This window comes from Vibrio azureus (assembly GCF_002849855.1).
Lineage (GTDB): Bacteria > Pseudomonadota > Gammaproteobacteria > Enterobacterales > Vibrionaceae > Vibrio > Vibrio azureus.
Genome location: NZ_CP018616.1, coordinates 1,920,871 through 1,947,109, shown reverse-complemented (window position 1 = coordinate 1,947,109; position 26,239 = coordinate 1,920,871). Strand labels below are relative to the sequence as shown.

The window sequence follows — 26,239 nt, the reverse complement described above, 5'->3', positions numbered from 1 at the left end:
CAGTTGGGTATAGCAATTACTTAAGGAGAAATTTGCTCAATAGGCTTTATTCATCTATATCCTTATTATGGCAGTTAAAAATCGATCAATTATTTTGGTTAGTTTATCTGAAGTAGTTGAACTTAAGCTATAAATGGAGGAAGCACCAATGGAATATGAACTTAAGGCAGCCTTGTCCATCACGGTAACGGTATTTACTGTGTTGATTTCTTTTGCGGCGGTTGCAATATCGGCAGCTTAATCACTGGGGTTAACCCCACGGTACGCAATCGTGGCATCATTACTGATTGTCATGTTGAACTTGACCTCAAGACTTATCAGCATTTTCGCCATGGCAAAACGGCACTGATTGCTCAAGGAGGAGGGCAGAGAGGTATCTTTACCTCTGGCGTCTTAGATGCTTTTTTATTAGCAGATTTCGATCCTTTCGATGTGTTCTATGGCACTTCTGCTGGAGCATTGAATATCTGCGCCTACCTGTGCCGTCAGCAAGGAATGGGGAAAGCTTTTATTACTGAATTGACTCAGTCTGAAGAGTTCTTCCATCTTCTCCGTTATATCCGTAATAGGCAACACATGAAGCTGGAATGGGCATTAGACCGTATTCAGCAACCACCTTTCAGTTTGGATCTCGCCCGGGGACAAGCGACGTTGGGTTCTCGGCAGGCTTTTGCTGCCGTGACGAATGTCGATACTTTGTCGGACCAATATCTGCCTTTATTTAGTGATGATTGGAAGCGTACAATGATTGCAACCTGTGCGATCCCGAAGCTCTATCAAGGGCCTGTCACTATTCAAGGTCAACGTTTTGTGGATGGAGGGGTGGCGGCCTCTATCCCTGTTCAAGAAGCTTGGAGACATAATGCCCGTCATATTGTTGTGATCCGTACCGAACCTTTTAGTGATCAGGAGCTTTCACAGCAAGTTCCTACTCATTCTCTTGTTCAAGAGTGGTTGTATGAACCCTATCAAAATATACAAGAGTCTTGGCAACAAAAAAAAAGTCAATGGCTATCAGAGTGGAATCAGTTTTTAAAACAGAAGATAACCCTTGCACAAGATGTAAAACAGCCAAAGCAACCGATTTTAAATGGAGGCCGTTGGTTATTTGGCGCGGATAACTTGTATCGCTTAAGTCATTTAATCGGTGAAAATTTCGATTCGGGCTTAGCTGACATGCTTATGATTCATTATCAGACTTTCGAGTTGACCCAAGCCTTTCTCACTTCCCCTCCTGATGATGCGTTTATTTTGCAATTGGCCCCCACAGTTGAGCTTCAGTCTTCTTCATTAATGAGCCCAGCAGAGGCTTTAGAACACGATTATCAACTCGGTCTTCAGGTTGGCTCTCATTTCGTAAGTTTATGTGATGAGTTAGCGAAGCGAACACGAGACTGATCCCATTCAAGCAAACTCCCTTCTTATTTTTACCTAAAAGTTACTCACGCATAACAACTCTGCAGCATTTTAATCTTTCATTACTTAATAAAAAATGAAAAATATATTTTTTTATCACAAAATTTGTCTTTATATTTTTATGTATTCGTTTTAACTTGTTGATTTTGTTGTTTTTACCTCTTAATTACTTTGAATCACCTAGTGATTAGTTATTTGTCAGTTAAATTGTTCGGCAAATTATTCATCTAAACCACTTGTCATGATGTTGCAAAGAATTGTTGGTTTCTCATTGGTTGTTCCTTGTGTTTATCTCATCAGTAATACTGCATGGGCTGAAACACCGAACGCGCTTAATGATCGCAAAATAACGGCACAAACCGAAGAGCAAACAAAACACACACAACCAGATGTATACGTTAAATTTGTTTTTTATGGTGATGAAGAAGAAAAACTTCAAACCTTACTGAACATGGGTACGTATTGCCGTGAAGAAATTCAGCCGAGCGGGGCGACACAAATCCAATGTGGCCCATACACGGCAGAACAGTGGCAAACAATACAACCTCTGATTTACGATATTACCAATGATAATTATCAGTTATTCCAAGTCGCGGGTGATCATTTACCTAGCTTGGATCTTATGGTCGAACAAAAAAAGCCAAGTCATCCGTACCTCAATGCGTTAACGGGAGAATTGGTCACGATCAGCCAGCAGCAATATCAAAATGGTAACCTCCAAGCCTATCAGGATCAGCTACCTTCACGTGCAGTAGCTAGCGGGGTAGCGTTGTCTGAGCAATGGCTTTCTCAAGCTTGGGGAGATGCAAAATTCGACATTGGTTTATCGTTAAATGCAGGCCACCAATGGGCGTTCGACCACGTAGAAGCCTTATTGCCGTTTTGGCAGCAGAACGAACAATCGTTATGGTTTGTTCAGGCGGGGGCTCTCTTTAATCGTGATAACTTCCATGGCCGTGATTTTGCTCATATTGGTTTGGGCTACCGACAATTAGATGAGGATCAATACTTCGGTATCAACAGCTTCATTGACTACGACCTTTCTCGCCAGCACAGGCGCATGAGTATTGGCGCAGAGTATGGCATCAACTATTTCACGTTTACCTCTAACGTGTACTTTCCGATCTCGGATTGGAAAGATTCGCCGGATCTGTATGAAGGGATGAATAGCTTGGTTGAACGAGCTGCGAAAGGCTGGGATCTGTCGCTTGATACCTATTTACCGATCGATAATCGAGTGAAATTCAACCTAACTGCTGGACAATATTTAGGCCGTTATGTTGAGCATATGGATGGCAGTCTACCGAGTGAAGATCCTTATCATTTCAGTGTAAACGCCGAGTTTAACCCAGCACCAGAATGGGGTCTGACACTCGGGTATCAACGCGAGCAAGGTGCCAAAGACCAATACTTTGCTGGTGTGAATTATACCCTGTCATTAAGTGGGCTATACCAAGGTGAGCATCGACAATCTCACCAAAGTTTAATACCTAAAAAAGAGCGCTTAACTGAGTTCGTTCAGCGTGATCATAATATGGTCTTGGAATACAAGCAGAAGTATGCCGACATCAGTATCCGCCTGCCGGAGTCTGCACTGGTCGAAGAAAACAGCCAGCAACTGGTCGCGAATTGGATGGAGGTCAAAGGTGGCGCTGATATCGTCAGTTATCAATGGCAAGGTGAAGCCGCTCAGTACCTTAATGATACCCAATCAGCCAAACCGATTTTTCAAGTACCAGCGTATCGCTATGACGGTTTAAATCAATTGTCACTGCAAGTTGTTTACCAGCTACGTAGTGGCGAGGTGAAGCAATCCAATGTCATGAAGATCAAAGTCACGGACAGCAAAGTGCTTGAGTCTCTTGAATTTGTGCCATCTAGCGCCCTTGCTGGAGAAAATATCATCGCTAAAGCCAAATTGAGTAAAGCGGTCAAAGATGTGCCTATGGCTTTTGAAATCACCGCTGAGAACTTACAAGATCTGACAGTAAACGGTGAGCCTATCGAACTTAATCAGCAGCAAAATATCCTGCAATTAGAGGCTAAAACCGATGATCAAGGGATAGCTCAGCTTGTTCTTAACAGTGATAAAGGACAAAAAGTCACGGTCAATGCAATTTATGATCATAACCGAGAAGAGAGTCAGTCAGGCGAAATTGAATGGACACAGAAAACCCATTATCAAGTGAGAATTTTTCATGCGGGCCTGGAGGTCGGTAAAAATGAGAGTGAATCACAACCTTTAATGACTTTGCAAACCTTGAGTGCGCATGTGTTCGAAGAAGAGGGGGCGGCGATTACGGATGTATCTGAGTTTAAATTTCAATGGTGGCGTAGAGCCCATGACAGTCAAGGTGAGTTTGAAAAAATTACGGGTGCCACGCAGCAAAGATACCGCCTGAAGGGGCAAGATCAAGGTTATCAATTTAAAGTAACCGCAACGAATTAAACAATCATCAATAACTAATACAAAAAAAGAAATACTGAGGAAATAATGAAAAAATCAGCAATCACATTGGGTCTTCTTCTAGGCGGTTTAACCGCAAGTGCAGCATGGGCTATCGACAGCGATCCCACTGCACCTGTACAAGGCCATAAACCAACAGTAACGGCTCCTGTGGTGACGACAACTGATATTTTATGGACACCTGCGGATATTGAAGTCGAATTCGATTCACCGACTCTTAAAGACCAAGACGATGATCCCTTCACTACGGTGACGTATTGGTTAGAAGATCAGGGAGGTCAAGAATACGGAAAAGACGAAGGTCCGATCAGTGATTTGGCAAGCGGTTCTATTACATTTCAAAACTACAATGAGTTAAAAAACAAGAATCTACAACTCGTTTGGCAAGTTCATACTCAATACGGCTACCCATCAACAACGCTTGTATCTGATGAAATGACTTCGAACAGCTTCACGGTTCGCGCGCGGATGGATCTAACTATCAGCGGTACAGCAGAAGTGGGTGAAACTCTGACAGTACACGCGGATGACGGTGCGGTTGTTGACCTGGCTATCGCAGATGTGACATTCACACTGACAGAAAATAGTCCCGGTAACACTGCGGGCCTTTACCCGAAAGGCGATGCTGAAACTGAGCTTCAAAAGGCGCTGGTTGACGACGGTAATGACCTAACATTCGTTCTACCGAAAGAGTTACAAGGTTACACGATCAAAGCCACGATGGAAAAGGATCCAATCACTCGCTCAACACTTCGTTAATCACATTTTTAAGCGGGCTTTCTTAAGCCCGCTTTTTCTCGTTATGGGTAATAAGTCATGAAACCTCATTTTATTCCTCTTTTTTTCGCACTTAGCGTGACATTATCAGCCACCGCAGCAACACCGTGTGCAGAAAACACCGTTTGCGCACAAACCAATACGATTGAAGGCCATGGTTTTGGTAATTCTGCCCCAACGTTTGAAGTTCCTTCAGATGATGATCACACCATAGGTAGAAACGGAATCAAAGTAGATCAACTCAGTACAGAAGATGAAGATGGTGATTCCGTTGATATATCGAGTGTTAAGTATCATTGGTGCGTGGATGCAGAAAACTATTGCTTCCAACAAAATAGCCGGGAGTTAGTGCTTGCTCCAAACCAGATCGATAAAGTATTCACTAAGGGTACGGGGTTCAAAAAATTAACAGTAGCCTATAGCGGAGAAATGCAAAAAGGTTATCCAGAAGAGACGCGTAAGTTTACCAGTGAAGCAACAGAGGTCGATTTGGAATATCCCGCTGATTTTACTGATGGTATTTGTTATGAAATTCCTGGTAATGTGGTTGGTTCGATGGATCTTAATACTGATTCTCCTTTAGGAGTTGAAGTTACGCATCACTTAGAGTTTCCACAAATGGCTCTAGATACTTTACCGGGTAAACTGAGCACTAAAACATCAGATCCAGCTGTTAATTTTAAACCTGAAATCAGCGGTCTGAAGTTAAAGTTTCAACAAAAAGCATTGCCAGACGTATTAGAAATTTGGTACTCCAATTCCAATGGTGCTGCGACTCCAAAGAAATTGACCGTGAATAAGGTTACCCCGGGGGGAAATGGTGCCCCAATTATATATTCATTTTTGGGTGCAGTCATAGTTAATGGCATAACAGTTACTAATTTTAGCTTTGTATTAAACACTCAAGATATTGACTACAGAAAGTATATGGCGGAATGCAATGACTTTAATACACCTTAATTAATGTTCAATCGTTCGGTATAATTCACTCTTTCCATCAAACCCTAGGTTTATATTTGTCAAAAAATTGTAAAAGTATTCGTTATTTCGTAAGTAACTAAGCGTTTACTTAAAAGTGTAAACTTCGACTTAAATTATCTAGGGTCTTTTATTCACTTATGATGCATTTATTCTATGGAAGTTTATTTATGCATTTAAGTTACTGAGCTAAAAATACAAAATCTTTAAGTGTCCCCCTTAACTTTTCAATATGTTACTCCTACTCACCCATATCTCGAAAATCTCACTAAAACAGGGTTATCCTTGTGGAAATGCATACTTGATGGTTTGTGAATTGAGCTCGTTGGTCATCAATGCTTACACCCTATTTCAATTCGGTTCATGATAATTGTTTTTTATCTTTTTTATCTTTTTTATCTTTTTATTTTTTGTTTATAACCTTTATTTTCTTGGTTATTTTATCTTTGTTTGTCAAATTCCCCCCCCACCTCATTGATTGAGTGGTTCTAGAATAGTGATTTTTTATTTTAGAAATAACCTTCATCATAGTTTTATGTATAAGACCATTTATAATTCAGAAACAAAGAGGAAAAGAATGAAATTCTCTCCAATTTATGCTGCGTTACTGGCCAGTTTTGCCGGTATCTCGACATCTCATGCTGCCAGCGTGACACAAAATATCGCCGAAAACTACGGAGCAACTAACATCCTCCCGACTCAACGATGTGTAGACTTAAACTTAGACGGACCCAGTAACTTTTGTATCGCAAATATCAATCCAGAAGGTTTAAGCCTCAAACCTGGGCATGAGTTTACGGTCACGACCCCAGTTTCTTTTCCGGTAGCAAGTTGGTGGGGTGAGGATTCGCCGACTGACGTGAAGATATATGGTGCAGATGAGAAGCGTTATGACTGTACACGTATTGAAGGTAATCAATGGTCGTGTATTTTACCCGATGTTGGGTTTCATAGCGGTGGCTTAAGAGTTCACCTCGGTGTTGATAATTGGCGTGCGGGTTGGGGAGGCATGCTTACAGTGGATGACCTCGTTCCAGATAGCCCGGAGTTTTCTAATGCTACTGCTGAATTTGAGCAAGCGAATGACAAATCGGAGGTGAGAGAAGGTAAGCAGTGGCTAGCGACGAAAACACCAGTACAAGTTGAGTTAGAATTTGATTTGGTAAGTGGTAGTGCAGACAGTTTGGCTGCTCACCCAATCCATGTGTTAGTTGAAAAGAGCATGGATACGGATAAGCCAACATCGGAGTGGGTTGTTTTAGACAATCAAAAAGTGGATGTTGTTGATGGCCATTATCGAGTGACTGGGGAAATCTATCCACAGCAAGGTTGGAGTAGTGAAGCGTTCTTTACATTGACGCTCGGTTACAAACTTACGGATAACGATACGCCTATTCCATTTATTGACCCAGACAATAAGACTAGGATGACAGGCCAAGGCGCTTACCTCGATGCCTCTCCAATGCGCATTGTGGACTCAGTCAATACCGACGGTCAATGCATATTAACTCAATCGTTACCACAAACCTGCGATTACCTTGCGAATGGTCGAGAGGTAACATTAACCGATGTCAATGTTTGGCAGGATGCGGATCAAGCTCAAACTATTAAGGTTGACGGAAAACCAGCACAAACCCTGCAAGGAGGGCACATCACTCAAGATCTCTCTTTAGATATGGAAACCACAGGCCAGAAGAGCGTCTCTTGGAATAATGTCAGCACTCGAATTACGTATAATACCGATCCAGAACATATCGTCGTTGAGGACACAAACCCAGTTAATAATGTCAGTTACAAAAACGCTTTCATCTATGGGGCCGTGACGAAAGTCAGTAATACAGGCAGCCATAAAGATGGCCGTGAAGTGAATGATACTGGTATTCATGTTTCCCTTACCACCCTAAATGGTCATGCTATTTCTGGCTTGGAAGGTCAAGTAACATGGAGTGCAGAATATCCACTGCTTGAGTTTGTAAAAATTCAGTACCCAGAGTTACCAAGTTTGGTTGAGCAAGGGTTGCTCCTCGTTCAAAATGCAATCAATAATTATATTTTAGCCAATTCAGCGACGTTTTCTGCATCTGGGGATTTCTATCTCGATGTGGCAACGCTCAATGATGGTATTAGTCAAGCGATCGCGGATCTTGGCAGCCAGTATGATCAATATTTCCCGCGTTTTGCCAACCTAGTTTTACCGTTAGACTTAGTCGCGCATTACCGTGTTAATGGCGTTGATAAAGTGAAATCAAAACGCTTCAACATTGCCATCGGTGATCGAGGGAAACGTATCATCAACTTTAACAGTGGTGATTATACGCCTCAGTGTTTGACCAATATCGGCGGAAAATTTGTTTTCCAAGAGTGTGATACTTCTCATGCGGTCAATGACGAGACGGATCCAAATGTGCTGTTTAAGTTTATTCCAGCGGCCATGGGAACGTTATCACACCCAACCAATGTGTTCCAAGTTCGTCCATTTAGCGATGACTCCCAGTGTCTGACTGTGGCTGAAGATGGCTATACTGTTTCGGCACAGCAATGTGATGCGAATTATGGTGTCGCTCAATTATTTACTTTCCAAGCTCAAGGCGATTATCACTTTGAAGAGTCGATCATCACTTCTGCCAATACACCCAAAATGACCATTGCCTCATTGAAAAATGGCCGTATTTTCGATCGCAGCGGTGGTGGTGGCGTTGGTCAGGCCAATGATCTGATTGTCTATCCGAAGAACTACGAGCAAGGTTCAGTCAACCAGCATATGTATGTATCCCGCTTTAGACTTCAAACTGAGCCAGATAAGCCAGTCACGGTACCTGTAGATTTGACCATGCACTGTGAGACTTGGAGTCAATCCTATTTTTCACAAAGTAATAAGATATCGCTTTCTGCAAGTAACCAGAGTAAACATGATGCCTATGTGTACATCAATTACAGTGGCCGTTGGGCGCTGATCCGAGCTGGCGAATCTAAGCAAATTGACACCCGTACTATGACAGGCTTCAATGGCTTGGAGCAAGTCTATCGCTTTAGACCGGAATATAACCCACATAATAGCTTTTTCTCATTGCCTGCCAACCCAAGCGCTTGTCAAGCTTGGAGAGGAAAAGATAAAAACTTCTCTGAGTATAAGAAAGGCTATAACGCCTTTACCGAAATCCCAGAATAATAGTTAGGTAATAAGAAAATATGCCCAGAGAGCAAAGAAGGATCTTTGCTCTTTTGGGTTAAACAATGTGAGAGAAAAGTTTCTCTCGTGTAGGTAAAAAAATATCAAAAAAAACGGATTAACCGTGATTCTCTTGGCCATTTTTGTTTGGTTCGGCATGGTGGGTGGGCTAGGTAAGGTGATTTTAAGTTTATGGTAAATATGTAAATTTATCGCACATAAGTAAATTAAGTGTGCCTAAATCTAGCTTTTATTAAATAAAACATAATCATCAAAAATAACAAGAGAAAATAATATGAATCGTTCATCAATCTATACTGCGCTGCTAGTGAGTTTTGCTGGTATTTCTGGCGCTCAAGCTGCGACCTTTACCCAAGACATTACAACTAACTATGAGGATTCGCCTATTCCAGACCCCGTTCATTGTGTGACTTTTTCACTTATGGACTGGGGAGATCACTGTACAGCAAACATCGAAACCAAAGGGTTGACCTTAGCGCCGGATCATCCCTTTGTTGTGACAGTTCCGACTTTTGAAGCGTATGAAGGATGGCAAGAGGCAGAGTCACCAAGGCGCGTGCGTGCATTAGGAAAGGTGGGGAGTACCGAATGTGAAGATATGGGCGATAATCAGTGGAGCTGTACTGTGCCAGCTTCAGGTTTCCCTGAAAGTGGTGCTCCTTTAGAGTTATGGGTTGATCCTCTGGAACCTCGTAATTCTTGGATAGGAGAATTAACTATTGATGATCTACAACAAGATGTGCCATTACAAGACTGTATTGTCCGTTCTATCCAATTGGTTGAGCAGTGGAAAAATCAAGCGCTTGACAGCTATCGCTATACGGCAGAAAAACTGCATCTTGCACTGGATGGGATACCAACGAAGCCTTATCAAGATGTGATTGATGAGAACGCCCTTATTTTAGATATCCTACATACTTGTGCACTTCAACCTGACACGGTGCCAGCTTTATTAAAACCTATGCCTGAAAAGCCTAAGCACGATTAAAGCCAGTACAAGATGATAACTCGCGTAATAACGTGATGTTATGCGTTGACTCTGATTGCTATAAGTAGCCAACTCGGCTACTTTTTTTTGGTTTCAGATTTATCTCTAACCGCAAATCTCACTATTATTTTTAATTTAGAAAATCAAAATACAAGTTCGATATTTGAGTCGGCCTTTTGATTTTTGTGCCTTATCATATTGTTTTGTATTGTATTAATGTTTTTTTAATTTGTTTTGTGAAAAAAGCTAAATCTAAATTAACCTTGATTGTCTTGGGGGGTAGGGCTTTTTAGAAGCATGGTGACAAGGCAAAAGACAAAGAGCATTTGGCTCTAAGCCTTACTCCTTTGCCTAGTAATACATCATCAATCAAGACAAGAAAGACAAGAGCAAAAAAATGAAACTTTCTCCAATTTATGCTGCGCTGCTGGCCAGTTTTGCCAGTATCCCGACATCTCATGCTGCCAGCGTGACACAAAATATCGCCGAAAACTACGGAGCAACTAACATCCTCCCGACTCAACGATGTGTAGACTTAAACTCAGACGGCCCCAGTAACTTTTGTATCGCAAATATCAATCCAGAAGGTTTGAGCCTCAAGCCTGGGCATAAGTTTACGGTTACGCCCCCGGATTCTTTTCCGGATCTTAATCCGGACAATGATCCGAATGGCCCATGGTGGCACGAGGGTTCAACCATTGACGTTAAGATATATGGTGCGGATGAGAAGCGCTATGACTGTACACGTATTGAAGGTAATCAATGGTCATGTATTTTACCCGATGTTGGCTTTCATAGCGCTGGTTTAAGAGTTTACCTTGGGGCTGATGATTGGCGTGCGGGTTGGGGAGGCATGCTTACAGTGGATGACCTTGTTCCAGATAGCCCGGAGTTTTCTAATGCTAGTGCTGAATTTGAGCAAGCAAATGACAAATCGGTGATGAGAGAAGGCAAGCAGTGGCTAGCGACGAAAACACCAGTGCAAGTTGAGTTAGAATTTGATTTGGTAAGTGGTAGTGCAGACAGTTTGGCTGCTGACCCAATCCATGTGTTAGTTGAAAAGAGCATGGATACGGATAAGCCAACATCGGAGTGGGTTGTTTTAGACAATCAAAAAGTGGATGTTGTTGATGGCCATTATCGAGTGACTGGGGAAATTTATCCACAGCAAGGTTGGAGCAGTGAAGCGTTCTTTACCTTGACGCTCGGTTACAAACTTACGGATAATGATACGCCTATTCCATTTATTGACCCAGACAATAAAACTAAAATGATAGGCCAAGGCGCTTACCTCGATGCCTCCCCGATGCGTATTGTCGATTCGGCTAACCCAGAGAGTGAGTGTGTACTGACACAAACCCAATCGCAAGAGTGTGACCTGATCGCTAATGGTCACAATGTTCGTTTAACGGGCGTGAACGTTTGGCAAGACGCGGACAATGAACAAACGATCAGTGTAGGCAACACGAACCAAACCCTAAAAGGCGGCCATGTTACGGCTGATGTCCCATTTGAGATTGAAACAACGGGTCAAAAAACCTTTAATTGGAACCAGTTTGCGACGGTCGTCACCTACAACACCGACACAAGTCAAATCGTATTAAAAGACAGCGATCCGCTTAATGATGTGAACTACAACAACGCTTATATTAACGGTGCTGTGATCAAAGTATCGAATAAAGGCCGTCAAACAGCTCAGCGTCAAGCTAGCGATACAGGTATTCGTTTGACATTAGAGACACTTGATCAAAGCCCAATTTCGGGTTTAGAAAGCGTGACTTGGTCAGCGAGATACCCACTGATTGAAATGATTAAAGCGGATTTCCCCGATCTACCAAGTTATATCGAGCAAGGTTTAAAGCCAATTGAAGAGTTGATTAATAGCCAGATTCTAGCAAGAGCGGTTGAATTCTCCGATGATGGCCAGTTCTATTTAGATATTGCATCAGTCAACGATGGTATTGAAGCAATAGGTGGACTGTTTGAAAGTTACCTACCTCGATTTGCTAACATTGTACTGCCACTTGACTTGACGGCTAACTATCGTGTCAATGGTGAAGATAAGCTGAAAACGAAGCGATTTAATGTTGCAGTCGGTGACCGTGGTAAACGTATCATTAACTTTACAAATAACGGAACCCCGAGATGTTTAACGAAGACGGGTGGTCAATTTAAGTTCCAGGATTGTGATACTTCTCAAGCTGTGAATGACAATACCGATGTCAATACATTGTTTAAGTTTGTCCCTGCCGCCCAAGGAACAACTGCGCACCCAACGAACGTGTTCCAAGTTCGTCCTGTCGCTGATGATACTCAGTGTTTAACTGTTAACGATTACAATGTGACTATCAATCGATGCGATATTGATTACGGTGTCTCACAGTTGTTTTCTTTCCAAGCGCAAAGTGATCTTCACCTAGAAGAGTCGATCATTACCTCGACTAACAAAACAGAAATGGCGATTGCGTCCATTGCAAATGGCCGTGTATTTGACGTGAGTGGTGGTGGTGCTGGTGGTAGCGTCGCAGGGGATTTGATTGTATTTCCGAAAAACGGTGATAAAGGTTCAAAAAACCAATATATGTATGTGTCTCGTAATGCTGTGAATATGCAAAAACCACGGAAAGTTCCTGTAGATTTAACAGTGCACTGTAGTGCGCGTTCGGGCTATACGTCACAAACTTATAATTCATTATCTTTAACCGCAAGCAATCATTCAGAATATGATGCTTATGTACTGGTAAGCCGTCTTGGTCGTTCTGTTCTGGTTCGTGCAGGTGAATCAAAGCAAATAGATGAGCATACCGTGCATAATGAGTCTCTTTACTACTCTCAGCAATATTCGTTTCCAGCGATTGTATCTAATGGATTGAATCTTCTCCCATCTATGGGCTGTAGAGCGCTTGGACCGAATCAGAACGTTAACTTTGATCAAAGTGGTTCGTACAATGCACCTACTTCACATTAATATACAGCTTAGTAATAGTTAACCTAAATAGGATTAATCTATTCATAATAAAGGTCTGGCTTGCTTGCCAGACCTTTTTATCTCAAAGTATCTTGAGTCTATTTTGGTATGTTTTTGAAAATATTGTACGATACAAGACCTGACTGAGTTTTTTAATCTATCTCGCTGTAACCTCAATAAAGATCAGTAATTATAAAATAACGGTGATTTCCTTTCTTTAGCAGGTGTTACATTGCATATTAATCCCGCCATATTCACTATCAATACGGCGAAAGACAGTAGCTGAATTATCATCAATAATTTGGCTGTTTGGGTGTCAAAAAAGCATAGATAAAAAATAATGAAAAACTTTTCTATAAATACAGTGTGGTTGAGCTGCTTAGCTTGCCTTTCTTCAGCTCAAGCAGTAACGCTTGATGTCAATCATGAACTATTTTCAAATTCACCGACGGTTGAAATTGATGGCGCCGTTTTGACTGGTCTTGAAACGCAACCTGAGAATCACTCTTCTCCCGTTGAGTCTTTTTTGGGTATAAAGTATGCGACGGCTGAACGATTCCAGGCTCCGCAAACTTATCATTATCAAGCGGGTCATGAATATGCAGTGACTTCAGTAGGCGATATTTGTCCACAAGTCCCACACACTATGGCTGCGAACGGGGTTGTCCAAGAAACGCAAAGTGAGGACTGCTTAAATGTGAATGTTTGGCGTCCAGCTAGTAATACTAAAGTAGCTAAACTTCCAGTGTACGTCTTCATTCACGGTGGTGCATTTGAGCTAGGTTCGAGTTCAGTCAAGCAATTTGACGGTAATAATATCGTGGCTAAAAATGCCGACGAAGACAATCCGTTTATCCTAGTCAGCCTTAACTACCGTCTAGGTATTTTAGGCAGTTTATACAACGAGCATCACTCTGGTAACTACGGTATACAAGACCAAAAAGCAGCGCTTGAATGGATCCACGATAATATCGAAAGTTTTGGTGGGGATGCTGAGAATATAACTCTATTTGGTGAAAGCGCTGGGGCCATGTCAATTGGTATTCAACTGATGGATGACCAACAAAATGCCCGCCTATATCAACGTGCAATCATGGAGAGTAATCCGTATGGCGTGAAATACAAAGACGCTCAATCGGCAAAGTGGTTAGCCGATAAAGTTAAAGACAAACTTGGTAGTGATAAGGACATTAAAACGGTTCCTTTTGAAGACATTGTTGCAGTTCAAGCTGAGATGAAGGCTGCCTTAACTCAAATGAACAATCTCACCACAATTACACCAAAAACATCGGGCCTGTTGTCTTGGGCACCTTACATTGATGGTGAAACGGTTCCTTATCAGCCGAGTGACCTGAAAAAAGTAGAGGGTGTTGATGTCACCGTCGGCTTTAATAAAGATGAGTCAAACATCTTTGTTGCACCGTTTGATGCCTTGCTTAACTTTGCTGGGAGTTATAACCAGTTAATCGATTTATTCTTTGGTGGTGACAAGGGTAAGCAGTTACGTAATATCCCAGAGTTTCACTTATCAATCTGGAGCAGTAATGCTGAGAAACGTAAGGCAAATGCTCGTAAATTGATGAATCAGGTTTTGTTTATGTGTTCATCTCAAAACGTGGCTAAAAACTTAGCAGCAAACGGTTCGCATTCTTCGCTGTACCAATTTAATTACCAACCGGGTTTCTCTCTATGGCCAGACTACTACGTCGAAAGTTTTTCTAAAACATGTTTGCCATCTGAAACATCATGCCACGGTGCCGAGCTGTCATTTATCTTCGGTAATGAAGTGAACGCGGTTTCTGGACCAACAACATTCTCTGTGCAAGATCATGTTGCAAAGGATATTTTGATGTCGAATTGGTTAAAAGCAGATACGTTCAAGCCTTACTCTGTGGATAAAGATAACATGACGGTATTCACTGCAGATGGTTATTTTTCTGATGCTAAAGATTGGGATCATGCCACGAACAAAGATATCTGTTCACAAGTTAATGCCATCATGAGCCGTTAACTTCTTGTTATGGCAACGGCTGTTACTGGGTCGTTGCCATAGCACCCAAATATGACTCGGTCATATTGCTTTGAGACAAGCCCCCTAGGGTCAAATGGGTATCTCTCTTTTACTTGACAGTGCGTAGTGCTCTAAGGCGATCTTGGGTGTTATGGTCTGTCCAATATCTACCGTTAAGCCTTATATAGCCCCTGTGTGGTATAAAATTATGTCATTCTCGTGTTTTTTTGAAAATATCCGTAAAAAAATCTCGTTAGCAAAAAGTCTCGAAGAACTTATTGTTAGGCAAAGAAGAACAAATATTGGTAATTCTGGGCTGACGTTTAAGCACTCTAGAGGCCGCTTAGTTGAGCACAGATATCATAGAGATTCATTATCATCAAGAAAACACTGCTAGATTGAAGGCTGTATACTGAAGTGACTTCAGAGAGACTCTCCTAAGGTCGTCACGTTAGACAGATTAACTTGAGTATATAATATCAACAATTACTTTCCGTCTATAATGTTATACCCAAGTGACTTCAAGATGCTTGATTCAGTGACACGCTCCCAAAGGGCGAGCGGCCTTAACTCTCAGACTTTGTTAACGATTCTCAATGTAGAGCCACTATATCTTCGAATCGTTGCCGCGCCTGAGAGTTAAGGTCATCTCGCTGAACGCAGCATCTTGAGGTTACTTGGGTATATGCTTATACTCATTTTATTCACATTTATTCATTGGTTTTGTCTTTTTAACTGCCAATTATGTCATTTTCACAATTAATTCTGCTCTTATAACTGCTTATAAGTTACTTTTTAATATTGGTTAGTTTTATTTTTATTATAAATTGGGCTTCGTAATTTAATTTAATTTATTATCGATTTTTTTCAATTAATTTTTTTGGTTTTTGAGGGTTTGTCATATTTTTTATGATTTTAAATGCATCATCCGGAACAATGTAGTCCCCATTAAAATCATATTGTTATAGCCTTTGTGTTAAGGGGTGGTTATTTAACAATCTCTAAATTAGCTAATTAATGGTATGATGTTTAATTATTCGTATTGTCATTATTTCAATTAATGTTATTGTTTGGTTTTCATACAAATTAAAAAACTGTAATAATAAATGATACTTTTATTTGCTCGGTTTAATTAGTGCAGGTATGATTGCCCAAGAAAAATGGAATTGCTTTGATATTAAGGTATCTTTTGTGGATGTGAAATTTGATATTGGCGAAAGTTCAGTCACCTACCGAGATAAAAAGACGAGTTTACAAGCTAACGAGCTTAACCTTGCATTATTACTACTGAAAAATCATGGTGAAATGGTAACCAAAGATGAAATTTTCAGAGAGGTATGGAAAAACAAGGTTGTTACTGAAGGGTCTATAAAGAGGAGTATTTCATTATTACGTAAAGCGTTGTCTGAAGTTGAAGTTGAAGTGGAAATTAAGGCTCACCGAGGCTTAGGTTACAGCATTAATACACCATTAAATGTTTTCTTAGATAACCAAGTGGCCCTTTTAACCCCCAGTGAAAGTTCTGAGGATTCAGAGTCGAACTCAGCTTTCTTTTGGGCTAAAAGTTCGCTTCTTTGTATTACATTAATTATATCAAACTTGATATTTAGTAGTTATTTAGTATATGAGAAATATCTTAAGTATGAGGCTTTTCGTGGTGAAGATTATTTTAGTTCTGGATTTATTTCTTTTAAATACAGAAAAAGTCATATCACTAGTGATCACCAAGCATCAGTGACACTCATAACTAATAAAAAAAACACGATCCCTGTTTATTTGAGCAAATTACTGACCATGTTAAACCAAGATATGGTTATTTTTTATCAAGTGAATGATAGCAGGATATATTTCTCATATTCCCTAGAGAAATCAGTTGGCATTTTATATTCTAATAATTATATATTACCAAGGGGTACTGAAGTTGAAAAAATCAAGGAAATTCTTTCACCATTTCAGTAAGCGACATATAGCTGTTCTTTGTAGCTTTATATTATCAATGACCTTATATTCTATCGATGAACCTGAAAGTAATCGACTGCCATTGAAGCACATGTATAATTTTAAAGTTTTTGAGAGCATAGGTGATCAGATAAAACTAAAATCATTAAGCACGTTAGAGTTTCACAACCGTCAGTTCAGTGTTGTTCAATATAATGAGCCAGCGAGTGATAATGCGATGTTAGTGACTTTTGAAGCAAATATCACCGAACAAAATAACAATCAGTTTGAATTTTGTTCGTATGATATTGACGTTAGAAATATTAATGAAACGCTTAATGATGATTTTTATCAACGGCACTTTTTTGATATCTCACAAAAGATCATGAACCTAAAAACTCGGCGGCACCCTCCAATATCAATTGAATACTTCAGTGAAAACGTGGTGCTAGTCAGTGGCGGATTATTTGGACATCCTAGACTCATTTCTCGAGCTTCGCATACTGAGTAAGTTTGTATTCTTTTTTTGTTTTAGTTGGCAATATCCCCAATTATATACCCAAGTATCTAGAAGTCACTTGGGTATATGTGTGCGAAAATAATAAAATTATGCCGATAAAATTCGCATACAGTTTGTTGAACCGATTGTCTCCATGATATCGCCCTGAGTAATAATCACTAAGTCATCATCATCGAGTAAGCCTTGAGCTTTTAAGGTTAAGATTGCTCTGTTTGCTGTTGTTAGTCCAGCTTCACCTTTTGAGTCGAAGTATACTGGTGTAACACCTCGATACAGTGCCGCACGATTTAAGGTTGATTGATTACGTGACAAAGCAAAGATAGGTAACCCTGAACTTAAACGTGACATCATCAGTGCTGTTCGGCCCGATTCTGTCAATGCAATCATGGCTTTTACACCCTCCATGTGGTTTGCAGCATACATCGTGGACATAGCGATAGTCTCTTCAGCACTGGAGAAGGTTTGCTCCAAACGATAGGTTGAAAGACTTGCTTCCGACATCTTTTCTGCGCCTAAACACACTTCTGCCATTGACTTAACGGTTTCGACAGGATAATCCCCTGCAGCGGTTTCACCGGATAACATAACAGCATCGGTTCCATCCAGTACTGCATTTGCGACATCCATGACTTCCGCTCGAGTTGGCATCGGGGAGGTCATCATGGACTCCATCATTTGTGTCGCCGTAATGACGATTCGGTTGAGTGTTCTTGCGCGTCTGATCAGCTTTTTCTGGACTGCAATCAGTTCAGGATCTCCGATTTCAACCCCCAAATCACCGCGAGCGACCATGACGACATCGGAAGCGAGGATTATGTCATCGATGGAAGCATTATTAGCGACAGTTTCTGCACGTTCGATTTTTGCAACCAATTTGGCATCTAGGCCAGCTTGCTTTGCCAGTTCTCTAGCATGGTGCATATCTTGGCTATTACGGGGAAATGAAATGGCGAGATAATCCACTTTCATTTCTGCGGCTGTGGTAATGTCGGCTTTATCTTTTTCAGTTAATGCGTCTGCAGATAAACCGCCGCCTTTTTTGTTAATCCCTTTATTGTTTGATAGCCAACCACCAATGGTAACATGAGTCTGAACCTGGTTACCGTGGACGCCCGTGACTTGTAACTGTACACGGCCATCATCGAGTAGGAGAATATCACCAGTGGCGACATCTTGAGGTAACGCGGTGTAGTCTAGACCAACCGAATGTTGTGTGCCTTGACCCGCTGGGAGATCACTGTCTAATGTAAATTGGTCACCGACATTTAAATGAACTTTACCGTCTTTGAATGTAGACACTCGGATTTTAGGACCTTGTAAGTCCGCGAGAATAGCAATTTGGCGGCCTAATTTTTGTGCAATAATACGGACTTGTTTGGCTCTGTTTATATGATCTTCTCTGGTACCATGAGAAAAGTTCATTCGTACTACATTAGCACCCGCTTTGATGATCTCTTCAAGGTTATTGCCTTTATCGGTTGATGGCCCTAGTGTGGTGACAATCTTTGTTCTTCTTAGTAGTGCGGTCATAGCTTCTCCGATAATCTTCAAATACAGTTAGGCTCAATAAAATATTGCGCTCAAGGCTTGAGTTAAAATTACTTGAGTATCAATATACCCAAGCATCTTGAGGTCATTTGGGTATATTAGTAAATAATTCTAACGTAAATGCTTTTTGGTTATTTGATTGAATACACAAACAAAGCATTTTATACGTGATGCGGGTCACGGAGATTCATTAAGGCGCTTCACAATTACTTCGCAAAGTAAAAAAATTACCCAGTTATGGAATGTTGGAGTACAAGATGTACATGGCTCAACCGGGCCATATTGATCATATCAAACAGGTCAATGCTGGTCGTGTATACAAATTAATTGACTTAAAAGGTCCAATCTCTCGAATTGACCTTTCCAAAGAAAGCCAACTCGCTCCCGCAAGTATTACGAAAATTACTCGTGAACTGATTGAAGCACATTTGATTCATGAAACAACAGTTCAGGAAGCCATCAGTCGCGGACGCCCAGCCGTCGGGTTGCAAGTCAATCATGTGGGGTGGCAGTTTTTATCCATGCGTCTTGGAAGAGGGTATTTGACCATTGCACTGCATGAGCTAGGCGGTGATGTGCTTATTGATACCAAAATTGATATTCATGAACGTGAGCAGGAAGATGTATTAGCCCGCTTACTTCACGAGATTGACGAGTTTTTTCAAACCTATTCCAGTCAGTTGGATCGTGTCACTAGCATTGCCATTACCTTGCCTGGATTAGTCAACTCTGAGCAGGGTGTGGTCTTGCAAATGCCGCATTACAACGTCAAGAACTTAGCTTTAGGTCCAGAGATATACAAAGCAACGGGCCTGCCTGTCTTTATTGCGAACGACACACGCGCCTGGGCTTTGGCTGAAAAGCTGTTTGGTCACTCAAAAGAAAATGATAATTCGATTCTTATTTCCATCCATCATGGCTTAGGGGCAGGCATTATTCTTGATGGCAGAGTACTACAAGGACGGCATGGGAATATCGGAGAATTAGGGCATATTCAAATTGATCCAAATGGACGACGTTGCCATTGTGGGAATATCGGTTGTCTAGAAACGGTGGCTAGCTCTGAAGCCATTCGAAAAGAAGTGGTTAGGCGAATTTCGGATGGTGAGTACTCTTGCTTAGCAGAGCAGGAAGAAATGAGTATAGAAAGTATATGTGATGCTGCCGCAAAGGGGGACCCTCTGTCGGTGGATGTCATAGAAAAGCTTGGGCGTTATTTAGGCTCAGCCATTGCCATTGTGATCAATTTGTTCAACCCAGAGAAAGTGTTGATAGGTGGTGTGATTAACCAAGCAAAAGAGGTGCTTTATCCAGCGATTCGTCATTGTATAGAGGCACAATGTTTGCCGGTTTATCATCAAGATCTAGAATTAGTGGAATCCCGTTTTTACAAACAAGCCACCATGCCTGGAGCTGCACTGATTAAACAAGCACTTTATGATGGTCAGTTACTGATGAAGGTCGTTGAAGGGTAAGTCAGCATTGATGAAACCAAGTAATCTATCAGTTATTCCACTTCGTTACTTTTCTTGAATTCAACTCAGTGGCCTCGCTCTGAAACAAGCATCTTGAGGTCACTTGGGTATAGACATTGCTATATTCAGCACCTTGCTGTAAATTTCATCTGTTAGGCAATATATTAATTAGGTATTTCTATGTCTGGGGTATTAAATAGCGTTGATCAGCGCACCAATCTCGTTGGTGAAAACCGTCTAGAGTTGTTACTGTTTACGTTGAACAGCCGGCAGTTGTTTGCAATTAACGTTTTTAAAGTCAAAGAAGTCATTAAACTACCACCAATGACAAAGCTGCCTGGTTGTCACCATAATATCCGTGGAGTGGCGTCACTACGCGGTGAAACCGTGCCTGTTATTGATTTACGCAGTGCGATTGGTTTTCCTCCTCTAAGAGGAGAAGCCACAGAAGAAAACTTGATCATTACTGAGTACAACCGCTCAGTGCAAGGTTTTCTCGTCGGACCGGTGCGTAACATTATTAATACAGCATGGACAGAAATTCAGCCGCCTCCTGCAACTGCAGGTCGTGCTCACTATTTAACTGCAATCACTCAAGTTAAAGATCAGCAACAGTCCCAAATTGTCGAAATTATTGATGTTGAAAAAGTATTGGCCGAGATCATTGATTACGATGTGACCATTTCAGAGGATGTATTAGACCGGGATTTATCTCAAGCTATGATCGGTCGCAAGATCCTCATTGTTGATGACTCTTCTACTGCGCGTAATCAAGTTCGAGATACACTGTCTCAACTTGGGGTCGAGATCATTCAATGCTGTGACGGCTTGGAGGCATTAACATTACTTAAACGTTGGTGTGACGAGGGTAGAGCAGTTGATCAAGAATTACTCATGATGATTACCGATGCAGAAATGCCAGAAATGGATGGGTACAAATTGACTCATGAAGTTCGTAGTGACTCTCGTATGTCAAAACTGTTTATTACTCTCAATACCTCGTTAAGTGGTCGTTTTAATCAAGCGATGGTCGAAAAAGTAGGCTGTGATAGGTTTATTTCCAAATTTCAACCAGATCTGCTGGTCGAAGTAGCTCAAGAGCGTTTACGTCAGGTGTTACAAGCGAGTGATTTAAAGGCTTAAGCTAAGCGTTATATACCCAAACACCGCAAAGGGATTTGGGTATGTTAATGCTTGTGTGACTAGCGCTTGGGCTGAGCATCAATGCATTGACCGTTTATCTCAGTTACCTTTGGATCCATTAACTTTAAATATAAAGGCATGATATCTTTAGGTGTTTTTAGCGTATTTGCATCTTCACCTGGATAGGCTTTCTCTCTCATTCGTGTACGAGTCCCACCTGGGTTAATCGCATTGACTCTGATTGGCGTATCGCTCAACTCATCCGCTAACACTTGCATCATACCTTCAACTGCAAATTTAGAGATTGCGTATGGCCCCCAAAAAGCACGACCAGAATGACCAACCGTCGAAGACGTGAAGATAATGCGACCCGCTTGAGATTGACGCAGTAAAGGTAAAAACGCCTGAGTCATCAAGACTTCTGACTTAACATTGATTTGCATAATGTCGTCGTAATCTTCTTCATTGATCTGTTCAAAAGGGCACAATGAACTGAGCACTCCTGCGTTATGTAAGAGGCCATCGAGTTGACCAAATTGACCTTCGATAGTGTCGGCCATATCCAAGTAATGCTGTTTACTTGCCCCTTTTAAATCGAGTGGAACGATAGCTGGCTTGGGGTAGCCCAAAGATTCGATCTCATCATAGATAGATTCAAGGTTTTTAACATTTCGTCCAAGAAGAATAACGGTGGCACCATGTTCGGCATAAGAGAGAGATGCTTGACGGCCAATACCGTTACCCGCTCCTGTCACTAGGATGACTTTGCCGCTTAATGCGTCTGCAGAAGTGGAGTAGTTCACGTCGATGAATCCTTATTTATCGTAAAAAGTTCCAACTATAGGCGCTAATCGCGCAAGTTTCGTGATGGAAAACCTTGGTTATCATAGTAAGTTAGTTACAATACAGCAATTGATGTGTTATACCAATTCCAGAGTCACGGTTTGATATCAATGAAAATGCAAAATCAAGAAATTTTAGATAATAAAGAATATTTATGAGTTTTTGTCTTTTTTTGTTTTTATCGTTTACCTCAAGGGATGCCAAACCGTAAACCTAGTAAGAGATAGAGGAGCTCACATTGGAGTTTTTATTAGAATATGGCTTATTTTTGGCCAAAATTGTTACTGTTGTTGCAGCATTAATCGTAATCCTTGTCATTGTGAAATCAGTAGGTGGAAAGGCGGGGGCTATGAAAGGAGAGTTGGAGGTTACTGACCTTTCTGAACGCCACAAACAAACCGTAGAACAACTTGAACATTACTTGCATGATGAGGCGTTTCTAAAAGCGCGTGATAAAGCAGCAAAGAAAGAAGAAAAAGAAAAAAATAAAGCACGCGAAAAAGAGATCAAAAAAGAATCTAAAGAAGGTGAACTTGGTGCAAAACGCGACCCTCATCTCTTTGTTCTTAGCTTCAATGGCAGCATTGATGCCAAAGAGGTGGCGTCATTGCGTGAAGAGGTAACAGCAATCTTAGCGGTAGCACAAGAGGGTGATGAAGTATTACTGCGGCTAGAGTCTGGTGGTGGCATGGTACATGGCTATGGTTTAGCGTCGTCTCAACTGGATCGGATTAAGTCTGCCGGACTGACTTTGACGATTTCTGTTGATAAAGTTGCAGCAAGTGGCGGTTATATGATGGCTTGTGTCGCTGATAAAATTGTTTCGGCGCCTTTTGCGATTGTTGGTTCTATTGGTGTGATCGCCCAGATCCCTAACTTCAATAAGTTACTGAAAAAACATGATGTTGACTACGAGCAGATTACGGCGGGTGAATATAAGCGTACCCTAACCATGTTCGGTGAGAATACCGATAAGGCTCGTGATAAGTTCAAGCAAGAATTGGAAGAAACTCATGAACTCTTTAAGCAGTTCATTCGTGAACGTCGCCCTAGCTTGGAACTTGAGAAAGTTGCAACCGGTGAGCATTGGTTTGGTACCCAAGCAAAAGCGTTGGGCTTAGTTGATGAAATCAGTACTTCAGATGATTTGATTACTTCAGCATGTAAAGAGAAAACAGTCTTGGCTGTTCAGTATGTGCAGAAGAAAAAAATCACAGACAAGTTGGCAGGAGTAGCAGGTAAAGCTGTCGATAATGTGATTTTAAAGATGGCAGAGCGTGGTCAAAAACCGATCGTATAAGGTCTCTTTGAGAGAAGTTCATATTTAAATAAAAGGCGAGGGCAGAATCCTCGCCTTTTTTGTTGATTACCTTTATAATATGCCCTTCGCAAACAACATCAGTTGTACGAGTAAAACTCATAGATGGAGATAAATATGTCCTCTAAAACTCCGGTGGTGACCGTTGATGGGCCAAGTGGTGCTGGTAAGGGCACTTTATGTATGTTGTTAGCCAAGAAGCTAGGTTTTCAACTTCTTGACTCTGGTGCGATTTACCGAGTCCTTGCCCTAGCTGCGATTCACCATGGTGTAGATACCGAGTCTGAAGAGGCGCTCGTTCCCTTAGCTATTCATCTGGATGTGCAATTCATTGCCGAAGGTGACTTAGTTAAGGTGATATTAGAAGGCGAAGACGTTTCTGGCGAATTACGCAAAGAAGAAACGGGTAATGCTGCGTCTAAAGTTGCTGCTTTCCCTCGAGTACGAGAGGCATTATTGCGCCGTCAGCGTGCTTTTGAGACCATGCCTGGGCTGGTGGCTGACGGTCGTGACATGGGCACGGTTGTTTTCCCAAATGCTAAAGCAAAAATCTTTTTGGATGCCAGTGCAGAAGAGCGTGCGAATAGACGCTTGAAACAGTTGCAACAGAAAGGGTTAGATGTTAAATTTGCTGACCTTTTAAGCGAGATCCAAGAGCGTGACGATCGCGATCGTAACCGCCCAGTGGCTCCATTACGCCCTGCTGAGGATGCGCTTGTGCTTGATTCAACGTCGATGAGTATCGACGAAGTGGTTGAACAAGCACTACAATATATTGAATCTAAGCTGGCTGAGTAATTTCGCTCAGTTAGTCTCAGAGCGTCGGTCGCAAGGATGATGACTGGCGAAGCTAATAACCCCATGCGGTAGGATACCCGTGGACGTTTAATTTATTGAAGATTAAATAAATGACTGAATCTTTTGCTCAACTCTTTGAAGAGTTTCTAAACGAAACAGAATTCCAACAAGGCAGCATCGTTAAAGGTACTGTAGTAGCTATCGAGAACGGTTTTGTTCTTGTTGACGCTGGTCTTAAGTCTGAATCTGCTATCCCTGCTGAACAGTTCAAGAACGCTGCTGGCGAACTTGAAGTTGAAGTTGGTGCTGAAGTAGACGTAGCGCTAGACGCTGTTGAAGATGGTTTCGGTGAAACTCAACTTTCTCGTGAGAAAGCTAAGCGTCACGAAGCTTGGATCGTTCTTGAGAAAGCTTACGAAGAAGCTGAAACTGTTGTTGGTATCATCAACGGTAAAGTTAAGGGCGGTTTCACTGTTGAACTAAACGGTATCCGTGCTTTCCTTCCTGGCTCTCTAGTAGACGTTCGCCCAATTCGCGACACTGCTCACCTAGAAAACAAAGAGCTAGAGTTCAAAGTTATCAAACTTGACCAAAAACGTAACAACGTAGTTGTTTCACGTCGTGCTGTTATCGAATCTGAAAACAGCGTTGAGCGTGATGAGCTTCTAGAAACTCTACAAGAAGGTTCTGAAGTTAAAGGTATCGTTAAGAACCTTACTGACTACGGTGCGTTCGTTGACCTAGGTGGCGTTGACGGTCTTCTGCATATCACTGATATGGCTTGGAAGCGTGTTAAGCACCCATCTGAAATCGTTAACGTTGGTGACGAGATCCAAGTTAAAGTTCTTAAGTTCGACCGTGAGCGTACTCGCGTATCACTAGGTCTTAAGCAACTAGGCGAAGATCCATGGGTAGCAATCGCTAAGCGTTACCCTGAAGGTCACAAACTAACTGGTCGCGTAACTAACCTAACTGACTACGGCTGCTTCGTTGAAATCGAAGAAGGCGTTGAAGGTCTAGTTCACGTTTCAGAAATGGATTGGACTAACAAGAACATTCACCCATCTAAAGTTGTTAATGTTGGCGACGAAGTTGAGGTTATGGTTCTTGAAATCGACGAAGAGCGTCGTCGTATCTCTCTAGGTCTGAAACAGTGTAAAGCTAACCCATGGCAGTCATTCGCTGAAGCTCAAGCTAAAGGCGACAAAGTTACTGGTAAGATCAAGTCTATCACTGACTTCGGTATCTTTATCGGTCTAGAAGGCGGCATCGACGGTCTAGTTCACCTATCTGACATTTCTTGGAATGTTACTGGCGAAGAAGCGGTACGTGAGTACAAGAAAGGCGACGAGATCTCTGCAGTTGTTCTAGCAGTAGACGCTGAGCGTGAGCGCATCTCTCTAGGCGTTAAGCAAATGGAAAACGACCCATTCAATGCTTACGTTGCTGATAACAAGAAAGGTGTTCTAGTTAACGCTACGGTAACTGCTGTTGACGCTAAAGGCGCTACAGTTGAAATCGCAGAAGGCGTTGAAGGCTACATCCGTGCTTCTGAAGTATCTCGCGATCGCGTAGAAGATGCTTCTCTAATCCTAAGCGCTGGTGATGTTGTTGAAGCGAAGTTCACAGGTGTTGACCGTAAGAACCGCGTTATCAACCTATCTATCAAAGCGAAAGATGAAGCTGAAGAGCAAGAAGCAATGGCATCTATCAACAAGCAAGACGAAGCTGCTTTTGGTAATGCAATGGCTGACGCTTTCAAAGCTGCTAAAGGCGAATAATTACTCGCTAAAGCTAAAAGGAGCCGCAAGGCTCCTTTTTTATACGTATCTATTTTTAAAGTAGTAATACTAATGTTGAT

At 41.6% G+C, this 26,239-nt stretch carries 18 protein-coding genes; 16 read left to right on the top strand and 2 right to left on the bottom strand.

Features of this window, described 5'->3' with window-relative positions; all coding sequences use genetic code 11:
• Positions 1 to 148 precede the first annotated feature (148 nt).
• The 11 genes from cydH (at position 149) to BS333_RS08755 (ending at position 17,244) form a co-directional block, all read left to right on the top strand.
• Positions 149 to 241 (top strand): cytochrome bd-I oxidase subunit CydH, encoded by a 93-nt coding sequence (gene cydH, locus BS333_RS08810; protein WP_158000774.1) that lies wholly within the window; start codon positions 149 to 151, stop codon positions 239 to 241.
• The gene (locus tag BS333_RS08805; RefSeq protein ID WP_033003059.1) at positions 241 to 1,398 is read left to right on the top strand and encodes a patatin-like phospholipase family protein; all 1,158 of its coding nucleotides are present in this window, start codon (positions 241 to 243) and stop codon (positions 1,396 to 1,398) included. The genes cydH and BS333_RS08805 overlap by 1 nt, the downstream gene beginning before the upstream one ends.
• 259 nt (positions 1,399 to 1,657) lie before the next feature.
• Complete coding sequence (locus BS333_RS08800; RefSeq protein WP_021707851.1) at positions 1,658 to 3,865, top strand: inverse autotransporter beta domain-containing protein; 2,208 nt, start codon at positions 1,658 to 1,660, stop codon at positions 3,863 to 3,865.
• Positions 3,866 to 3,910: 45 nt separating this feature from the next.
• Positions 3,911 to 4,642 carry a hypothetical protein gene (locus BS333_RS08795; protein WP_021707850.1) on the top strand — a complete coding sequence of 244 codons (732 nt, stop codon included), beginning with the start codon at positions 3,911 to 3,913 and terminating at the stop codon, positions 4,640 to 4,642.
• A 57-nt stretch (positions 4,643 to 4,699) separates the two neighbouring features.
• Positions 4,700 to 5,620, top strand: a complete 921-nt coding sequence (locus tag BS333_RS08790; protein ID WP_021707849.1) for a hypothetical protein — start codon at positions 4,700 to 4,702, stop codon at positions 5,618 to 5,620.
• 595 nt (positions 5,621 to 6,215) lie between these two features.
• Positions 6,216 to 8,807, top strand: coding sequence for a hypothetical protein (locus tag BS333_RS08785; protein ID WP_021707848.1), 2,592 nt, complete (start codon positions 6,216 to 6,218; stop codon positions 8,805 to 8,807).
• 295 nt (positions 8,808 to 9,102) lie between these two features.
• Positions 9,103 to 9,816: a hypothetical protein gene (locus BS333_RS08780; RefSeq protein ID WP_021707847.1), complete on the top strand. Its 714-nt coding sequence runs from the start codon at positions 9,103 to 9,105 to the stop codon at positions 9,814 to 9,816.
• A gap of 397 nt (positions 9,817 to 10,213) precedes the next feature.
• The gene (locus BS333_RS08775) at positions 10,214 to 12,784 is read left to right on the top strand and encodes a hypothetical protein (RefSeq protein WP_039990954.1); all 2,571 of its coding nucleotides are present in this window, start codon (positions 10,214 to 10,216) and stop codon (positions 12,782 to 12,784) included.
• A 340-nt stretch (positions 12,785 to 13,124) separates the two neighbouring features.
• Complete coding sequence (locus BS333_RS08770) at positions 13,125 to 14,795, top strand: carboxylesterase family protein (RefSeq protein ID WP_021711918.1); 1,671 nt, start codon at positions 13,125 to 13,127, stop codon at positions 14,793 to 14,795.
• A gap of 1,143 nt (positions 14,796 to 15,938) precedes the next feature.
• The gene (locus BS333_RS08760) at positions 15,939 to 16,754 is read left to right on the top strand and encodes a winged helix-turn-helix domain-containing protein (RefSeq protein ID WP_152428738.1); all 816 of its coding nucleotides are present in this window, start codon (positions 15,939 to 15,941) and stop codon (positions 16,752 to 16,754) included.
• A gap of 91 nt (positions 16,755 to 16,845) precedes the next feature.
• Positions 16,846 to 17,244, top strand: a complete 399-nt coding sequence (locus BS333_RS08755; RefSeq protein WP_152428737.1) for a hypothetical protein — start codon at positions 16,846 to 16,848, stop codon at positions 17,242 to 17,244.
• Positions 17,245 to 17,340: 96 nt separating this feature from the next.
• On the opposite strand, the gene pyk is transcribed toward BS333_RS08755, so the two are convergent.
• Positions 17,341 to 18,783: a pyruvate kinase gene (pyk, locus tag BS333_RS08750; protein ID WP_021711315.1), complete on the bottom strand. Its 1,443-nt coding sequence runs from the start codon at positions 18,781 to 18,783 to the stop codon at positions 17,341 to 17,343.
• Positions 18,784 to 19,058: 275 nt separating this feature from the next.
• On the opposite strand from pyk, the gene mlc reads away from it, so the two are divergent.
• Together mlc and BS333_RS08740 are read left to right on the top strand one after the other, a co-directional pair.
• Positions 19,059 to 20,276 (top strand): sugar metabolism global transcriptional regulator Mlc, encoded by a 1,218-nt coding sequence (gene mlc / locus BS333_RS08745; RefSeq protein WP_021711314.1) that lies wholly within the window; start codon positions 19,059 to 19,061, stop codon positions 20,274 to 20,276.
• A gap of 180 nt (positions 20,277 to 20,456) precedes the next feature.
• The gene (locus BS333_RS08740; RefSeq protein ID WP_021711313.1) at positions 20,457 to 21,419 is read left to right on the top strand and encodes a chemotaxis protein CheV; all 963 of its coding nucleotides are present in this window, start codon (positions 20,457 to 20,459) and stop codon (positions 21,417 to 21,419) included.
• A gap of 59 nt (positions 21,420 to 21,478) precedes the next feature.
• Here BS333_RS08740 and BS333_RS08735 read toward each other — a convergent pair whose 3' ends face one another.
• Positions 21,479 to 22,222: a YciK family oxidoreductase gene (locus tag BS333_RS08735; protein ID WP_021711312.1), complete on the bottom strand. Its 744-nt coding sequence runs from the start codon at positions 22,220 to 22,222 to the stop codon at positions 21,479 to 21,481.
• Between the two features lie 278 nt (positions 22,223 to 22,500).
• Between BS333_RS08735 and sohB the strand changes: the two genes are divergently transcribed.
• The 3 genes from sohB (at position 22,501) to rpsA (ending at position 26,159) form a co-directional block, all read left to right on the top strand.
• Positions 22,501 to 23,562: a protease SohB gene (sohB, locus tag BS333_RS08730; RefSeq protein WP_021711311.1), complete on the top strand. Its 1,062-nt coding sequence runs from the start codon at positions 22,501 to 22,503 to the stop codon at positions 23,560 to 23,562.
• 135 nt (positions 23,563 to 23,697) lie between these two features.
• Positions 23,698 to 24,378, top strand: a complete 681-nt coding sequence (gene cmk, locus BS333_RS08725) for a (d)CMP kinase (RefSeq protein WP_021711310.1) — start codon at positions 23,698 to 23,700, stop codon at positions 24,376 to 24,378.
• 110 nt (positions 24,379 to 24,488) lie between these two features.
• Positions 24,489 to 26,159, top strand: coding sequence for a 30S ribosomal protein S1 (rpsA, locus tag BS333_RS08720; protein ID WP_021711309.1), 1,671 nt, complete (start codon positions 24,489 to 24,491; stop codon positions 26,157 to 26,159).
• Positions 26,160 to 26,239: the final 80 nt, after the last annotated feature.

Coding starts and splice junctions, on each gene's coding strand:
- cydH (WP_158000774.1), top strand. CDS start 149: ATGGAATATGAACTTAAGGCAGCCTTGTCCATCACGGTAACGGTATTT.
- BS333_RS08800 (WP_021707851.1), top strand. CDS start 1,658: ATGATGTTGCAAAGAATTGTTGGTTTCTCATTGGTTGTTCCTTGTGTT.
- BS333_RS08795 (WP_021707850.1), top strand. CDS start 3,911: ATGAAAAAATCAGCAATCACATTGGGTCTTCTTCTAGGCGGTTTAACC.
- BS333_RS08790 (WP_021707849.1), top strand. CDS start 4,700: ATGAAACCTCATTTTATTCCTCTTTTTTTCGCACTTAGCGTGACATTA.
- BS333_RS08785 (WP_021707848.1), top strand. CDS start 6,216: ATGAAATTCTCTCCAATTTATGCTGCGTTACTGGCCAGTTTTGCCGGT.
- BS333_RS08780 (WP_021707847.1), top strand. CDS start 9,103: ATGAATCGTTCATCAATCTATACTGCGCTGCTAGTGAGTTTTGCTGGT.
- BS333_RS08775 (WP_039990954.1), top strand. CDS start 10,214: ATGAAACTTTCTCCAATTTATGCTGCGCTGCTGGCCAGTTTTGCCAGT.
- BS333_RS08770 (WP_021711918.1), top strand. CDS start 13,125: ATGAAAAACTTTTCTATAAATACAGTGTGGTTGAGCTGCTTAGCTTGC.
- BS333_RS08760 (WP_152428738.1), top strand. CDS start 15,939: ATGATTGCCCAAGAAAAATGGAATTGCTTTGATATTAAGGTATCTTTT.
- BS333_RS08755 (WP_152428737.1), top strand. CDS start 16,846: ATGTATAATTTTAAAGTTTTTGAGAGCATAGGTGATCAGATAAAACTA.
- pyk (WP_021711315.1), bottom strand. CDS start 18,783: ATGACCGCACTACTAAGAAGAACAAAGATTGTCACCACACTAGGGCCA.
- mlc (WP_021711314.1), top strand. CDS start 19,059: ATGTACATGGCTCAACCGGGCCATATTGATCATATCAAACAGGTCAAT.
- BS333_RS08740 (WP_021711313.1), top strand. CDS start 20,457: ATGTCTGGGGTATTAAATAGCGTTGATCAGCGCACCAATCTCGTTGGT.
- cmk (WP_021711310.1), top strand. CDS start 23,698: ATGTCCTCTAAAACTCCGGTGGTGACCGTTGATGGGCCAAGTGGTGCT.
- rpsA (WP_021711309.1), top strand. CDS start 24,489: ATGACTGAATCTTTTGCTCAACTCTTTGAAGAGTTTCTAAACGAAACA.